The 16,425-nt window shown below is 39.1% G+C and carries 14 protein-coding genes and 1 pseudogene; 11 read left to right on the top strand and 4 right to left on the bottom strand.

What is annotated here, in order from left to right; genetic code table 11:
* Both IEW76_RS09125 and IEW76_RS09120 read left to right on the top strand, forming a co-directional pair.
* Positions 1 to 423, top strand: coding sequence for a pyridoxamine 5'-phosphate oxidase family protein (locus tag IEW76_RS09125; protein ID WP_188653073.1), 423 nt, complete (start codon positions 1 to 3; stop codon positions 421 to 423).
* Positions 424 to 805: 382 nt separating this feature from the next.
* On the top strand, positions 806 to 958 hold the full coding sequence (locus IEW76_RS09120) for a hypothetical protein (RefSeq protein ID WP_156969084.1): 153 nt from the start codon (positions 806 to 808) through the stop codon (positions 956 to 958).
* 271 nt (positions 959 to 1,229) lie between these two features.
* On the opposite strand, the gene IEW76_RS21030 is transcribed toward IEW76_RS09120, so the two are convergent.
* The gene (locus IEW76_RS21030) at positions 1,230 to 1,793 is read right to left on the bottom strand and encodes a 3D domain-containing protein (RefSeq protein WP_308422060.1); all 564 of its coding nucleotides are present in this window, start codon (positions 1,791 to 1,793) and stop codon (positions 1,230 to 1,232) included.
* Positions 1,794 to 2,489: 696 nt separating this feature from the next.
* On the opposite strand from IEW76_RS21030, the gene IEW76_RS09110 reads away from it, so the two are divergent.
* On the top strand, positions 2,490 to 3,896 hold the full coding sequence (locus IEW76_RS09110) for a sodium:solute symporter family protein (protein ID WP_188653071.1): 1,407 nt from the start codon (positions 2,490 to 2,492) through the stop codon (positions 3,894 to 3,896).
* A gap of 13 nt (positions 3,897 to 3,909) precedes the next feature.
* On the top strand, positions 3,910 to 5,010 hold the full coding sequence (locus IEW76_RS09105) for a M24 family metallopeptidase (RefSeq protein WP_188653069.1): 1,101 nt from the start codon (positions 3,910 to 3,912) through the stop codon (positions 5,008 to 5,010).
* A gap of 105 nt (positions 5,011 to 5,115) precedes the next feature.
* Here the strand turns inward: IEW76_RS09105 and IEW76_RS09100 are convergent, their stop codons facing one another.
* Positions 5,116 to 5,319: a hypothetical protein gene (locus tag IEW76_RS09100; RefSeq protein ID WP_188653067.1), complete on the bottom strand. Its 204-nt coding sequence runs from the start codon at positions 5,317 to 5,319 to the stop codon at positions 5,116 to 5,118.
* Between the two features lie 82 nt (positions 5,320 to 5,401).
* On the bottom strand, positions 5,402 to 5,941 hold the full coding sequence (locus IEW76_RS21025; RefSeq protein WP_188653065.1) for a 3D domain-containing protein: 540 nt from the start codon (positions 5,939 to 5,941) through the stop codon (positions 5,402 to 5,404).
* A gap of 298 nt (positions 5,942 to 6,239) precedes the next feature.
* Between IEW76_RS21025 and IEW76_RS09090 the strand changes: the two genes are divergently transcribed.
* The 7 genes from IEW76_RS09090 (at position 6,240) to IEW76_RS09060 (ending at position 14,568) form a co-directional block, all read left to right on the top strand.
* A complete protein-coding gene (locus tag IEW76_RS09090; RefSeq protein WP_188653063.1) occupies positions 6,240 to 7,877 on the top strand; it encodes a BCCT family transporter in 1,638 nt (545 codons plus the stop codon).
* A gap of 74 nt (positions 7,878 to 7,951) precedes the next feature.
* Positions 7,952 to 9,628, top strand: coding sequence for a BCCT family transporter (locus tag IEW76_RS09085; protein ID WP_188653061.1), 1,677 nt, complete (start codon positions 7,952 to 7,954; stop codon positions 9,626 to 9,628).
* A gap of 196 nt (positions 9,629 to 9,824) precedes the next feature.
* A complete protein-coding gene (locus tag IEW76_RS09080; RefSeq protein WP_188653059.1) occupies positions 9,825 to 10,700 on the top strand; it encodes a DUF1028 domain-containing protein in 876 nt (291 codons plus the stop codon).
* Positions 10,701 to 10,974: 274 nt separating this feature from the next.
* Entirely contained in the window at positions 10,975 to 11,535 is a 561-nt protein-coding gene (locus IEW76_RS09075) for an RNA polymerase sigma factor SigX (RefSeq protein ID WP_229721192.1), read from the top strand.
* Positions 11,522 to 12,718, top strand: a complete 1,197-nt coding sequence (locus IEW76_RS09070) for a zf-HC2 domain-containing protein (RefSeq protein ID WP_188653055.1) — start codon at positions 11,522 to 11,524, stop codon at positions 12,716 to 12,718. The genes IEW76_RS09075 and IEW76_RS09070 overlap by 14 nt, the downstream gene beginning before the upstream one ends.
* 61 nt (positions 12,719 to 12,779) lie before the next feature.
* Complete coding sequence (locus IEW76_RS09065) at positions 12,780 to 13,721, top strand: ABC transporter ATP-binding protein (RefSeq protein ID WP_229721184.1); 942 nt, start codon at positions 12,780 to 12,782, stop codon at positions 13,719 to 13,721.
* The gene (locus IEW76_RS09060; protein ID WP_188653051.1) at positions 13,705 to 14,568 is read left to right on the top strand and encodes an ABC transporter permease; all 864 of its coding nucleotides are present in this window, start codon (positions 13,705 to 13,707) and stop codon (positions 14,566 to 14,568) included. The genes IEW76_RS09065 and IEW76_RS09060 overlap by 17 nt, the downstream gene beginning before the upstream one ends.
* Positions 14,569 to 14,954: 386 nt before the next feature.
* Here IEW76_RS09060 and IEW76_RS09055 read toward each other — a convergent pair.
* A pseudogene (locus IEW76_RS09055) lies at positions 14,955 to 16,265 on the bottom strand (Na+/H+ antiporter NhaC family protein); the annotation flags it as partial.
* Between the last annotated feature and the right edge of the window lie 160 nt (positions 16,266 to 16,425).

Here is a 16,425-nt window from a genome sequence, read left to right as displayed (position 1 = left end):
ATGAATGAAAAACAAGTAAAAGATAAAATTCTAGAGGTTCTGGAGCATCATAAAGTTGGCACCCTTGCTACGGTCCAACAAAATAAACCACATTCACGTTATATGACATTCCATAATGAAGACTTGCACCTTTATACAGCGACGGATAAGGATACACACAAAGCTGAGGAGATTGAACAAAATCCTTATGTGCATGTCTTGCTAGGATATGATGGGAAAGGGTTTGAAGATCCATACCTTGAGGTAGAGGGTAAAGCAGTTATTAATGATTCAAAAGAGTTAAAAGAAAAGTTATGGAACGAATACATGAAGCATTGGTTTAAAGGACCAGAGGATCCAGATTATATTGTCTTAGATATTCAACCCACGCAAATTCGCTTAATGAATGTGGAAGGGGAAGACCCTCAAACGATTCAATTATAAAAATGGAAGAACCTGTCATAATTTGGATGTCAGGTTCTTTTAATTTTATAAAAAATGAGTCCAATATTGCCTTGTTTTTTTAATGCTTTAACGCGGAAAAAGGTTATTCTAATTGAGAATAGTTTCACACATTTATGACAAAAATATTACGAATTGAGAAAGTACCTATAACCGTTGAAATGACAGTGGATACGAGGGTTAAAAAAATCAGGTTATACACGTAATTTAATCTGTACAGTTTAAAATGATTATTAATAAAAATGTAGTTTTATCATTTACAAACGTAGGTTTCAGGGAGTACAATGAAAATTGTAAACGGAAGTTTTAGCTCTGGAAATGCAGGGAAATGCTTTTGTAAGAAATTATTAAGGAGGGTCACACTATGACCATCATGTTTTCAAAAGCTCGCGAGCTATTCGAGAAAGACTATCAAAACAGCCAAGAGCTAACAGCAAGCAACACAACAACTCAGAACACAAACGCTGCTAAAAAAGGAAAGATGGGAGCCAGAGCAAAAAAGAAAAAGAAGAAATAAGTAACCAATAAGGAAGGATTCTACATTCATGCTTACGAAATCTAAAGAAGTGCCTGTGTAGCAATGAACTCGATTCATAGAAAGTTACATCTTGCTCGTTATACCAGTATAAGATCAAGCAGGCACTTTCTTTTACATAATTTGTTTTAACCTTACCACCGTTCAAGAGAAGGGTGTTTTTTTGTGCGATTCTTTAATGAGTTTTGGTATGTACGAAGTTAAATTCCAAAATAGAATAAAAAAAGGAGAACATATAAATGTCCTCCCTAAGTTAAGATATGATTTTAATCTTTATTGTTCTTCTTCCATAGTCCAATGCGTCCTGTCTATCCTTCATATAGATATCTATTCGATTTCCTTTAATTGCACTTCCGATATCTCCTGCCACAGCCGTTCCATAACCTTCTATATAAACTTTAGTACCTAATGGGATGACATTTGGATCAACGGCAATGACTTTTAAATTTGGATTTTCTAATAAGTTGATTCCAGTTCTAGTTATGCCGCTGCAACCTTCGCAATGAGCTGTATAGGCTGTTGCTTCTACTGTAATTTCTTTTGTGTATGCCTTTTTTTGTTCAATGGCTTTCCCCTTTTTCGAAGAGGTATGTGTCTCTGCCGAGGTTTGTAGGAACCTAGAAACTCCATTTTTCTTTTGTAAGGTGATTTGCTTATTTATGTCATGATCTTGGTAAAGTAGGTTGTTATCGTTTTTACTTTGTTCTTTGATCTCAGCTGACTGGGCTTGTACTATTTGATGATTTGAAATAAGAATACTGATAAATCCAAAGGCAATGAGGAACAAGACCGTTGTCGTCATGATGTTTTTCATCATCAATCATCCTCCTTTAGTATCTGAGATGAGTATAGCAGGGCTAGTTCTAAAAACCCATTAAAGAACGATGACATTTATAAGTCAAAGATATGTCAAACATGTCAGATTTGTAACAAAAAATGCCTGAATTTAGTGACATTTATCGTAATGGAGAGAATGGGAGGATTCTGAACGACTAGTTTTCCCTAGCCGCTCTGTTGATCCTTGTTAAATTAAGTTTCAGTTAATAGTAAATAAGCCGCAAATAGTTTTTCGGTTTGTGGGTAATTTGAATCATTTATTTATGTTGCAACAGAACATAATTCAGAATATTTCTATCAGTAAAAAAACTCCTGGAGTGTGCATAATGAATGAAATCAACAGTCGTGTAAATAAATGGGAACTCTTTAAAATTGGTCTAATATCACAAAAAACGTTGATATAAAGGCATTTTTGCTTTTCAAAAAATTATGGTAGATTTAATAGCAATTGTTCTTATGTGAAGCGAAGACATAAGCAAGAGTACCGCTTTAATCAGGGTAAATGAACCTGATTCCTCTAATTATTAATCTTCGTTTTGTTTTCTACAGATCCGGATCGGAAAACAGCAATTCTTAATTTCCACACAGTTCACATAAGTAGCGCGCGTAAGTATACGCTTAAAGCTAACAGATTTAGTCAAATCAAAATGATCAAGCAGGAGAGGAAACTAAACTTATGGAACTACAACAAGATCCAACATTATTATGGTTTATTGGATTATATGCCCTTCTTATGATAGGAATTGGGGTATTCATGTCTAAGAAAGTCTCTGGAACAGAGGATTTTGTTCTCGCAGGTAAGAGTCTGGGACCCTTTGTGCTAATGGGGACACTTCTGGCTACTTGGACGGGAAGTGGAAGTATCTCAGGAGGAGAAACATCCATGGCATTCAGCTATGGCATTATTCCATCCTTTATGCTAATGGTTCCGACACTATTTGGTATCATTATGCTATACATCGTAGCTCCGAAAATCCGAGCGTTCGGTAAATATACGGTATCAGGAATTTTGGAAGCGAAATATGGAAAGTCAGCACGTAATATAGCAAGTGTCATTATTATTCTAGCTTATGTAGGAATCGTTTCTTATCAGATGAAGGGATTCGGTTTCATTTTAAATCTTACAACAGGAATGACGGTTGAAACAGGTACCATGATCGGTGCGGCTTTGATTATCTTCCTAGCCATGATCGGTGGCTTACGTTCTGTTTCACAAACGGATGCGTTAAGTGGATTTCTTATGGTAGGCGGATTACTCATTACGGTTCCAACGATCTTTATCATAGCTGGTGGCTGGGATGAAATTGTTCAAAATGTACCTGAAACACATATGAGCAATACAGGTGGACTATCTACAATCCAATTACTCGGTTACTTACTTCCGTCGCTTTTCTTATTATTGGGTGATCAGAACATGTACCAACGATTGGCTTCATCTAAGAGTGATCAATCCTCTAAAAAAGCCCAAATTGGTTGGCTAATAGCGATGATTGTCATTTCACCTGCCATTTCTCTTATCGCATTTGCTTCCAGGTCACTTTTCCCTGAAATTGATCCGGGTATGGCATTGATGGCAACAACTACAGTCATGCCTATAGCAATCGGGGGAATTTTACTTGCTGCAGCAGCTTCCTTCATTATCACAACAGGGAACTCTTATTTACTTTCGGCAGCGACTAATCTAACGTATGATATATATAGAAACTATATCAATCCTAAAGCGTCTGATGAGAAGCAATTGCGTATTACAAAAGGGTTTATTGTTCTATTAGGAGTTCTGGCATTTGTCATAATTACGTACTTCCCAAGTGTACTAGCTGTTCAAATGTATGCTTATACCGTATATGGTGCAGGTATAACACCTGCAGTTCTTGCTGTATTCTTCTGGAAGCGTGTCACAGCAGCGGGTGGTATTTCATCCATGATCGCCGGGGTAACATCGACACTGGTTTGGGAAGTTGTCTTGCAAAAGCCATTTGAGCTAAATAGTGTAGTCATTGCTGTACCGGTAGCGATTCTATTTCTAATCATCGTTACTTTGAGTACACAGAAGCATTCATCTGACCTTGCAAAATCAGCTTAGGGAGAGTGAAAAAATGAAGCAACGCTTACAACAATTAACAGAGTGGATGGAAGTAGAGTCGGTAGATGTCACTTTCTTCAACTCTACAGAAAATGTGTTTTATCTTACGGATTTCCATACAGATCCACATGAGAGATTAATGGGGCTTTTTGTATTTAAGGAAGCTGAACCTCTCTTTATTGTTCCAGGAATGGAAGTAGGTCAAGTGAAAGATGCGGGATGGCCTTATGAAGTACTTGGCTATGCCGATCATGAAAACCCGTGGGAAATGGTTAAAGCTGCCCTTCTAAAACGCTCACTAAAATCGGTTGAACGGATCGCTTTTGAGCAAGAAGTTTTAACGTTTAGTAGAAGCCAGGCTCTTTTCAATCTATTCCCAGATGCTACATCGCAATCTGTTGAAAAGGCGATTAACAACATGCGTGTTGTAAAAGATGAGAACGAAATAAACATCATGCGTCGTGCAGCTGAAATGGCTGACTATGGCGTTAAAGTTGGCGTTGAAGCCTTACAAGAAGGCATTACTGAGATGGAAGTTCTCGCTAAAATCGAGTATGAATTAAAGAAAAAAGGTATTCGTGAAATGTCTTTCTCCACAATGGTCCTTTTCGGAGAGAAGTCCGGTCAGCCACACGGAAATCCTGGAGATCGTACGCTTCAAAAAGGCGACTTTGTTCTATTTGATTTAGGAGTGGTGTTAGAAGGTTACACATCTGATATAACAAGAACCGTCGTGTATGGCTCCGTATCCGAACAACAGCGAACGATCTACGAAACGGTTCTAGAAGCTCAACTTGCCTCTCTTAACATCAGTAAGCCGGGTACTAGAATCGGAGACCTGGATCAAATCGCTCGTGATGTCATTGAAGAAGCAGGATTCGGTCATCTTTTCCCTCACCGTATCGGACATGGACTCGGCATAAACGTGCACGAATTCCCTTCTATGAGTCATCTAAATGAAGATGAACTGAAGATCGGAATGACCTACACCCTCGAACCTGGAATCTATGACCCTACAGTAGGTGGAGTTCGAATAGAAGATGATGTACTCATTACTGAAAATGGTTTTGAAACATTGACCAAGTACCCTAAAGACCTTCAAATTATCGATTAATCCAAATCCCGTCCATAGTGACGGGATTTTTTGTGCTTGCATGATGTTTAAGGAAAGAAGTCATTATTTTACTTAGTGGGCGTCTTCTTAACTTTACAACCTTTTTTACTGAAAGAATTTCTTAAATGACTCGATTTCTTCTGGCGTGTGCTTTTTCGTTTTATCGAAATAAGGGTTGTCTTTGGTGACATCTTTTGGGTCTAAGTTGGTCTTCATAGAAAGGGATGGTTGCTCATTTGCTTCTCCGATGAAACGGTCACTCAGCTCATCGAATGTCGGTTGATTTGTATCTTTCTGGTGATCATTCATAGTAGCACCTCCTAAATTATAGGATGGATCTCATAAAAATAAATATGTATCAAAAAAAGCTCCCTTATTAGGGAGCTTTTTATTATGAGGATAGAATCTCTACTTTAATATCTTGACGACGTCCGTAGTCCATAGCATCATTGTGGTCTTTCATATATAAGTCAATACGGTTGCCTTGGATCGCACTGCCGATGTCACCAGCGATGGCACGACCATAGCCTTCAACGTACACTTCTGATCCTAATGGAATAACATTTGGGTCTACTGCGATCACTTTCTTATTAGGGTTTTCGAGTAAATTGATGCCTGTCTTTGTGATTCCGATGCAGCCATCACAGTGAGCGGTATAAGCTGTAGCCTCAACGTGAACAGTGCGTTCCACGTTTGAAGGGGATTGCTCTTCTTGCTTTGTTGTATGATAACGGGCAAATTCGGTTTTCTTCTTGTCTACTTCTAATTTCTTTATAGGAAGAGAAGCGCCATTAACAGCACGTTCCTCTTGTAGGTCTGTTTGTTTCTCCTCAACATTTGCAATTTCTTCAGCGTGTACAGAAGGTAAGCCAAATGCAAAGATTCCTAAAGCGATAAGGGGCGCTACCAATGACTTGATGATGGTATTCATATAAGTTCCTCCTTAAATTTCATTGGAAGGCATGAAAAAAAGCCATGTTCACCTATAAGGGATAAATGGCTTTTTTTATGCAAATGCGCAAATCTATTCGTTCCACTCGTTTACTTCTAAATGTTGAATATTCAAGGTGTCTTTCCTTCCACATGATAAGGTAACACGGTAGCAGGTATGTGTAAACCCGCATGCGCAAACATTATGAGAATGATTTTCGTTATCGTTTAGCGAGAGAATAAAAAAACCTCCTTCGCTCAAGATAAAGGCAAACAGTTTCGAAAGGAAGAGCGTGTACATGAAATTCAAACAAATTGATTGGCCAACGTTTATTGGTGCACTTGTCTTATTATTAGCAGTTTCAGTCCCGTTAGTTGTCTTTCCGGAATCAGGAAACAAGGTTGTTAATATAGCGAATGAATTTATGACTCGACGTCTTGGAGTTGTCTATTTAATAGCAGGCCTTGGAATCTTATTCTTTATGCTTTATGTCTCTTTTAGTGAAAAAGGCAAAATCAAACTAGGTGACATGGATGAAGAGCCTGAGTTTAATAATTTCTCATGGGCGGGCATGATTTTTTGCGCGGGTATCGGAGCAAGTATTTTATATTGGTCAACAATTGAATGGGCTTATTACTATCAGAGTCCTCCATTTGGTATAGAACAAGGAACAGAAGAAGCGGTTTTATGGGCAAGCTCTTATGGAATGTTTCACTGGGGTCCGATTGCATGGGGGATGTATTCGCTACCTGCTTTAACAATTGCCTATTTCTATTATGTGCGTAAGAAGCCAGTATTGAAGATTAGTGAAGCAACTAGGCCTGTTATTGGTAAATTGGCAGATACACCCATTGGGAACCTGATTGATATTTTATTTATGTTTGGATTAATAGGGGGAGCAGCTACAACACTTGCTCTTGGAACTCCTATGATTGCTTATGGATTAGAGAATTTATTCGGTCTTCAAGTAAGCTTGTTTGTTAAAACAATTGTTTTACTAGTGTGTACAACGATTTTCGCTGTCAGCGCTTATGTCGGGTTAAATAAAGGGATCAAAGTGTTAAGTGATATAAACCTATGGGGATCAATTTTCCTAATTGCTTTTGTATTCGTTTTTGGTCCTACTCAGTTCATCGCCGAGACCACACTTAATAGTATTGGGTTAATCTTTGATAATTTCTTTAGAATGAGCACATGGACAGAGCCTTATAACAGTCTGGGTCCTTATGAACGTACAGGATTTCCGGAGAGTTGGACGATTTTCTACTGGGCATGGTGGCTTGTGTATGCGCCATTTGTCGGGTTATTTGTTGCCAAAATTTCTAGAGGACGTACGCTGAAGCAAATGGTGCTCGGAACGATTGCATACGGTTCTACAGGGAGTATTCTTTTCTTTGGAGTCATCGGAAATTACGGCTTACACATGCAATTAACCGGAAAGTTTGACGTCATATCTGTTCTTGAAAATAATGAACCAGCTAAAGCGATTATCGATGTAATAGGCACTTTACCATTATCATTTGTTATGGTTGCTTTGTTCACCATTCTGTCTGTGATCTTCCTAGCTACTACATTTGATTCGAGTTCATATATTCTAGCTTCTGTTGTTCAAAATGAGGTAGAAGGTGAACCTTTACGATGGAATCGCTTATTCTGGGCATTTGCACTATGCTTAATGCCTCTTGTCCTTATGTTTTTAGGGGGCCTATCTGCGCTTCAAACTGCAAGTATTGTGGGAGGGTTTCCGCTCATATTTATTATGATTTTACTTGCGATTTCCTTCATGAGGGCTTCAACAGGGGATATTAAGGATGCAGGAGAATATGAACCCAAAGCCATCCATATTGACTTTGAGGATGTGAAAAGAGTTAGAAAGAAAAAGAAGAAGAAAAAAGGGCCAGATGAAACCCATGTGGAGCAGGACCGTGAAGAGTAAATAGATCCACGCATGAAACTTTCATACCTAGAACATCTTAAGTGTGAAAGTCTAACATCAAAGGAGATACGACCATGAAAAAAGGAATAATGGATTGGCCTACGTTTTTAGGGGCTTTTATACTATTGTTATTAGTTACGATTCCGCTAGTTCTATTCCCGGAAAAAGGAGCCGAGTACGTTAATCAGGCGAATACATTTGTAACGACTAATTTTGGGGTGTTGTATTTACTTGTCGGATTAGGTATTTTCTTCTTTCTTATCTATGTTGCTTTTAGCGACAATGGGCGTGTTAAATTAGGTGATGCTGGGGAAAAGCCTGAATTTAATAACTTTTCTTGGGCGGGTATGTTGTTCTGTGCCGGGATTGGATCAAGTATTCTGTACTGGGGTACGATTGAATGGGCGTATTACTATCAAGGCCCTCCATTCGGTGTGGAACCAGGGACACAAGAAGCAATTGCCTGGGCAAGTACGTATGGAATCTTTCATTGGGGACCGATTGCATGGTCCATTTATACACTTCCTGCACTACCAATGGCTTATTTTTACTATGTACGTAAGAAGCCTGTGCTAAAAGTTAGTGAAGCCACAAGACCACTTATAGGGAATCTTGCCAGCGGTCCTGTGGGGACAGCAATCGATATCTTATTTATGTTTGGGTTGTTAGGTGGAGCAGGGACTACGTTGGCTCTAGGTACTCCAATGATAGCTGAAGGAATTAATGAATTAACAGGGATACCTGTAAACATGGTCATGAAGACCGCTATCCTGGCCATTGTTACGCTTATTTTTGCAATCAGTGCATATAGTGGGTTGAAAAAAGGGATAAAGGTTTTAAGTGATCTTAATTTATGGTTATCAATCTTTCTATTAGCATTTGTGTTTATGTTCGGTCCTACGAGGTTTATGGCAGAAACGACTACGAATAGCATTGGGTTATTGCTTGATAACTTCTTTCATATGAGTACATGGACTGAGCCATATAATGCGCTCGGGCCATATGAACAAACAAGCTTCCCTGAATCCTGGACTGTTTTTTACTGGGCATGGTGGCTTGTGTATGCACCTTTCGTTGGTCTATTTGTAGCTAAGATCTCAAGAGGTCGTTCTATACGACAAATGATTCTTGGCACCATCATTTATGGAACGATTGGGAGTATACTATTCTTTGGAATCATAGGAAACTACGGCCTGCATATGCAACTTACAGGAGAGTTTGATGTTATTAATGTATTGAATGAAGAAGGTGCGCCAAAAGCGATTATTGAGATCATTGGTCAGCTTCCAATGGCGTGGTTTATGATCTTTATCTTCACCATCTTAGCGATTATATTCTTAGCAACGACATTTGATTCAAGTTCTTACATTTTAGCATCTGTTGTTCAAAAAGAGGTAGAAGACGAGCCTTTACGATGGAACCGTCTCTTCTGGGCATTTGCTCTATGTCTTATGCCACTCGTCTTAATGTTCCTTGGTGGACTAGGAACATTGCAAACAGCTGCCATAGTTGGAGGGTTTCCGCTACTATTTATTATGGTTATGCTAGCGTGGTCCTTTATGCGTGCTTCGTCTGAAGACATCCGTGCTTCAGAGCATTATGAACCGAAGACGTTTACATTGAATTATAAGAAGATTGTGCAGCGCTTGAAGCGGAAGAAGAAAAAAGAACAACAGCAAAAAGGTCCAATCGATGCTCATTTTGAAGATGAGGAAAAGGATAAGGACCATCCAGATGAGAAAAAGGATTAGTGTTACATTAAGCCTGAGGCACATGGTGCTTCAGGCTTTTGTTATTTAAATTCTTACTAGAACGTAAACCAAATGTTTAAAATGTAAGTCACAAGGTTACGAATTTACATAATACTTAAAAAATTGTGCTTGCTAGAAGACCATTTTATTTATTATAGTTAGATTAATTTATGGTACGAGAAGGGGAGAAGTAATAATGAGCAGAGTTTCTAATCCTATTGTTGCAACGTTTTCGATTGTTGGGTACGATCCTGAAACAAATGAGCTAGGAGTTGCCGTTCAGTCTAAGTTCTTAGGTTCTGGCTCTGTCGTTCCCTGGGCGAAAGCTGGTGTTGGCGCTGTTGCTACTCAATCCCTGGCTAATCCTTCCTTTGGACCTGAGGGGCTTCGCTTGTTAGAAGAAGGTTACGCTCCTGATGAAGTAGTCAAACAACTAACGGAAGCTGATCCTGAAAGGGGATTACGTCAAGTTGGAATTGTGGATGCAAAGGGAAAGTCAGCTACCTACACAGGTGACGCCTGTTACGAATGGGCGGGAGGTTTAACAGGCCCCAATTTTGCTGCTCAAGGAAACATATTGGTCAATGAAGAAACCATAACTGAAATGGCTTCTACGTTCGAATCGAGTAAAGGGTCTTTAGCTGATCGGTTGTTACAGGCGCTCCAAGCTGGGCAGATGGCGGGTGGAGATAAACGAGGGAAGCAATCTGCAGCCCTTCTTGTGGTTAAAGAAAATGGGGGATATGGGGGATTTAACGATCGTTTCATTGATCTGCGAGTAGATGAACATGACGAACCCATTCATGAGCTAGTGAGGATTTATCACCTTCAGCAACTTTACTTTGGGGCTACGAAAGAAGAGAATGTTGCCTTAATCCAAGGAGAGGTTAAGCAAGAACTTTTACTTCAATTGAAAAGGCTTGGATACTTACCTACAGTGAATGTTGTAGAATCTATTATGTATAAGGCCTTTACCTCATTTCTACACAGAGAGAATTTTGAGGAACGTGCTCTTGAACATGGTAAACTTGACTTAGAGGTTCTCGAGTTTATGAAACATAAGCAAGTCTAAAGCTATAGAAAATCTGCTCCTTTTGAAAAGGGAGCAGATTTTTTTGGGGAACCCCCGATTCGAGATAAGCATATTGACTGGAGAGAGAAGGGTATGGGTTTTTAGTTAACAGGAACGGCTCAAAACTCTACCCTTTTGAATTATAATAAATAGGACATATGAAGGTTTACATAAAAAGAAATTACTTGAATTTTTTTCTATAGATCTGTCACAAAAATAATAAATTTGGTGTCTCTATTATGAAAGCTGTTCGAAAGGAGGGGCCGCTTTGGAGGTGAGAGCAAATTTGTTCGATTCGAATTACTCCAATGAAACGGAGCCAACAGGAGCTCAGTTTCAACAACTATTTAAACAATACTATCCAAATGTCGTTCGGAAAACGATAAGCATCGTACACGATCGACAAACAGCAGAAGAAATTGCTCAAGAAGTATTTCTGAAATTTTATCATTCTGACTGGCAAGACATTGAGTCTATTCCGGCCTGGCTCATGAAAGTTGCTGTTCGTTTATCTTACAACTACATACGAACTGAAAAAAGACAGATGAAAAAAGCAGAGAAACAAGCCGAATATAGCAATGATTTATTGGCTTCAGTAGAAGAGTCTTATATGAAAAAAGAAGACCGTCAAGAAGTAAAAGATGCGCTAGCTCAATTAAATGAAAGGGACCAACTTTTACTAATGATGAAATTCTCAGGCTTTAAGTACGGGGAGATTGCTCAAACAGCAAACGTTGAGCGTACCTCCGTTGGCACGTTGATTGCCAGGGCAAAGAAGCGGTTTAAACATGTATATTCTCAAATGAAAGGGGATGACCGGGATGGCATGTATTGAGAACGGAATGTTACAAGCATACCTAGACGATGAATTAACCCGTGATGAGAAAAAGGTTGTCATGCAACATTTAGAGACCTGTGCTTCTTGTCGTGAAGAATTAGAAGAATTACAAGCACTGGAGTCTGAAATCGAACCCTCGTTTCAAGAATCAGATCTCCCCATCGATGTAGATGCCGCCTGGCGTTCATTTGAAAGCAAGATTCAGGAGAAGGAAATGAAGAATGATTCGATCGTAATCCAAGATAGTGAAAAACCACAGAAACAAAAAGGAGTGTTTAAATTGACTACGAAAACCAAACGTTTTATTGCTTCTGGGATGGCAGCGGCTACAATTTTTGGATCTCTTGCTTTCCCGCAAGTTCAAGTTGCTGCCGATCAATTCCTATCTATGTTCCGCGTCAATCAGGTTGAAATGGTTAAATTGACACAAGAGGATATGAACGAAGTTGACCAATGGCTAAGCCGGGAAGAAGAAGGAACCTATGAATTAAAAGGGCTTGGTGAAATAGGAATTTCAGATAGAACAACTGACTTTAACAGTTATAGTGAACAATCTAGATTTAACCGAGTGCAAGAAGCGGAGGAAGCTGGATATGATGTTCCGGAAATCGATTCATTTACATTTGAAAGCTTAAACATTGATCCAGGGTATAAGATGAGCTTTAATCTTGATGTAACAAAAGCCAATAATTTATTAACGCAGTTCGGTGTGGAACGACAATTTGATCAAGCATTAGATGGAAAAACGTTTTCGTTACAAGTTGGAGAATCACGGAATTTCGATTTTAGAAAAGAAGAGAAACAGGTGAGTTATTCAAAGGTTGACGCTCCCACCTTTGCGGTTCCTAAAGGTACTTCGGTTGAAGAGCTGAAGGATACATTACTAGAACTTCCGTTTGTTCCTTATAATGTAAAGCGCCAAATTCAGCAGATTCAAAGCATAGAAGAAACCTTACCTCTTCCTTACATTGAACATGAAGATGAAGAGTTAGAAGAGTTGAATATCGCAGGAAACAAAGGATATTTAATGAATAGCGATAGCGGAGCTACAATCATGTGGCAAGAAGGGGAGTACATCCATATAGTAGATTCCTATACGGTTCACGGAAAAAATGGTGTTGAAAAACCTCGACTAACAAATCAAGAACTAAAATCAATTGCCAACCATTTAGCACAATAATCATAAAGGGCTGCTTATATGCAGCCCATTTTGTGCGTGTCTGTTGAAAGGAGATATGGTTATGAATGTTATGGAAGCTAAAGGATTGACGAAAACCTACAATGGCCAGGCTGGTATACGTAATGTGTCTTTGGAAATAGAAGAGGGCATGGTTTATGGATTCCTTGGTCCAAATGGTGCCGGGAAAAGTACATTTGTAAGAACCATGTTAGGACTTCTAAACCCTACAAGTGGAGAAGGAAAGATTTTAGGGAAACCAATTGGCACACCAGAATCAAGAGAAAAAGTAGGTTATCTGCCAGAACTATTTCGATACCCAGATTGGCTCACAGGTCGAAAATTACTTGAAAGTCATGCAGAATTGTGTAAGGTGCCAATACGTGAAAGAAAGAAGCGGATCGACGAAGTGGTTGACCTCGTTGGGATGACAGGACGTGATAAAGAAAAGATTAAAGGGTATTCAAAAGGGATGTCACAACGCATTGGACTTGCCTGTGCGCTTATTAATGATCCGAAACTGATCTTCTTAGACGAACCTACATCAGCTCTTGACCCAATTGGAAGGAAAGATGTCCGTGACTTAATGCTTCATTTAAAAGATCAAGGGAAAACCATCTTCTTGAATAGTCATTTACTCAATGAGGTAGAGTCAGTTTGTGATCATGTTTCTATTGTACATAAGAGTGAACTAATCGTTCAGGGGAAATGGCGTGAACTCATGATGGTGGAAGCACAGGTTGAAATTATGTCTTCGGCTAAAGCTGAATCTACAAAACTTGATTTTCCTGACTTTGTGCGTAACGTAGAAAGAAAGGAAGCTGTGAATGGCCGATCTAAAGCATTATATCAATTGAAGAGGGAAGAAGATATTCCAAGACTTGTTGATTTCTTGGCAAATCATAAGCTTCCAATCTATGAAGTAACACCCGTTATCCCTCATTTAGAAGATGTGTTTATGCATTGGGTAAATGAAAAGGAGCGTCGATATGTGGACCATCGCTAAGTTAACGTTTAAAGAGATTGTATCCAAACGCATTTTCCTTATTACAATGATGATGACAGCCGTCTTTCTTATTTTATATGGAGTAGCTATACACTATGCAGTTAAAGATTGGAAAAGTTTTGGAGCCTCTACCGTAGACCAAATGATGCAGCAACAGCTATTTTCCTCTCAATTATTAAGTATAGGGCTTTATTTCTCATCGTTCATTGTTGCTTTGCTCTCTATTTTATCTAGTGTAAGTGCTATCGCTAGTGAAATAGATAGTCATCAAATCGATACGTGGCTAATGCGACCTATAACGCGTACACAGTTTTTGTTTGGGAAAGTAATTGGTCTTGGAGGGTTGTTAATTGCTTACGCGGCTTTTTTGTTTGCGGGCATCATTATTCTGCATCAAGGCATAGGAGGCGAAGTTGTATCACTTGATTTCTCCATTAGCCAAATTGTAAGTGCCTCAGCAACATATATGTTACAACCCCTTGTTCTAGTGACATTAGGTGTCATGTTAAGTAGTCGAATGACAACGCTAAATGCAGGGATTGTATTAATAATCCTTTACGGCTCTGCCTTCATAGGAGGCTTTGTAGAACAAATTGGAACCATAATGGAAAAGGGAGCGCTTGTGAATATAGGTATTATTTCAAGCCTCATTTTTCCTGTAGACGCTATGTACCGTAAAATGACCGTGTTTCTATTTGATACAGCAGACAACCCCGTCAGTCTTGCTCAGCAGGGGATGTTTGCAAGTGCATCCGCTCCTAATAATGTGATGATTCTTTATACCATTATGTACGGGTGTATTGCGCTCGCAGTAGCGATCATACTATTCCGAAAACGTGATGTGTAGGAGGGAGTCACATGGGAAAGTGGATGAGCATTCCATTATTTACGATTTTCTTTTTATTTCTATTATTTGTTTTCACAAAAAGGGAGACATTTGCAAGGCAAATCATCGTTGTAGAGAATTTCATGTAAGCCTCCTTTTAGCGTTTATACGCGACAATTGATATTGAGAGGATATTTCCGTTATAGGAGATAGAGCATAAGGGGGTTCGGATAGCGAGTCGTTCCAGCGACACCCCCAAGCACTCAACAAACGAAACGGTCCATTTACAAAAAAAGTGTCTCAGTTTTGTGTATTCCATATAAGAGGGCTTCTATGAAATAAGATTAACATTAGACATTAACAGAGCCTAAAAAAAAGACGGGATCGAGGATCCCGTCTTTTTTTAGTTATGCTGCTTTTTTGAAACGTGGAAATCCAATTGCGATTGCAATGATTCCGGATATAGCTATTAATATAGGATAGAAAGAATACGGCAGTAATTCTATTGGTGATAGGCTTCCGATTTGGGCTGCAGTTAATAACTGTGCTCCATATGGAATTAAACCTTGAACCGTACAAGAGAAGATATCAAGTAAACTTGCTGACTTTCTGGAATCAATCTCATATTCGTCAGCAATGTTCTTCGCTAATTGTCCTGTAGTAATAATAGCGATTGTATTATTTGCTGTAGCTAGGTTTGTAGTTGCTACCAGACCAGCGATACTGCCTTCAGCACCTTTTTTAGAACGAATTCCTTTTGTAAGTGTGTGAAGAAGAAATTGAATTCCGCCATTGTGTTGAATCATGGCTACAATTCCACCAATAATAATAGTAAGGAAAATTAATTCCGACATCGAGTTAATACCTGATGTTATGTTCGACATAAAAGCATCAAGAGAGTAATTTCCACTAACTCCTCCAATAATTCCAGATAGCAGAATTCCGCCAATGAGCACGGCCATAACATTCAAACCTGCTAACGCACCCACTAAAACGCCAATATAAGGAATCACCTTTAACCAATTGAAATTTTCTGCATCAATAGAAGATGTTCCACCTGAAGTGATCACAATTAATACTATAATAGTCGCAATCGCTGCAGGAAGAACGATAAAGAAGTTCGCTTTAAACTTGTCTTTCATTTCCGTTTTCTGTGTTCGCACAGCTGCAATTGTCGTATCAGAAATAATGGAAAGGTTGTCACCAAACATTGCGCCGCCAACAACTGCTGCGAGCGATAATGCCGCAGAGAAATCTGTTTCAGCACTAATTCCGACAGCAATTGGTGCTAGTGCACTAATTGTTCCAACTGATGTTCCCATAGAAAGTGAGATAAAGCCAGCAATAATGAAGACTCCAACAATTATTAAATTCTCAGGAAGATAGGTTAATGCCAAGTTTACTGTAGACTCTACTGCACCAATACTGCTTGCCACCGATGAGAACGCACCGGCCAATATGAAAATGAAGACCATAATCATAATGTCAGGGTGGCCTGCACCTTTCGCAAATTGCTCAACTTTTTCGAAGGTTGGCTTCTTTCGATTTTGTAGGATTGCTACAATGGCTGCAATTAGGGCTGGGATTAAAATTGAAATATAATAGAAATCACCTGTTACTATACCAGACCCTACAAAGATAACTAAGAAAATGAACAAGGGTAACAGGGCGATTGGATTCCCTTTGTTTATATTCATGTTGTTGCACCTCTTTCTTGCTTGTTTATAATATTGTGTGAAAAATCACATGTGATAATCGAGTAGGAGGAGGTGACTAACCTCCGTCCTCTCACACCACCGAGCGTACGGACCCGTACTCGGCGGTTTCCCTAAGTTTGACGTAGAAATTTATATCGATGAGATAAACTACGAAGCCCTA

The sequence above is a fragment of the Pontibacillus salipaludis genome, assembly GCF_014642405.1.
Classification (GTDB): domain Bacteria; phylum Bacillota; class Bacilli; order Bacillales; family BH030062; genus Pontibacillus; species Pontibacillus salipaludis.
This window is presented reverse-complemented; position numbering and strand designations above follow the sequence as displayed.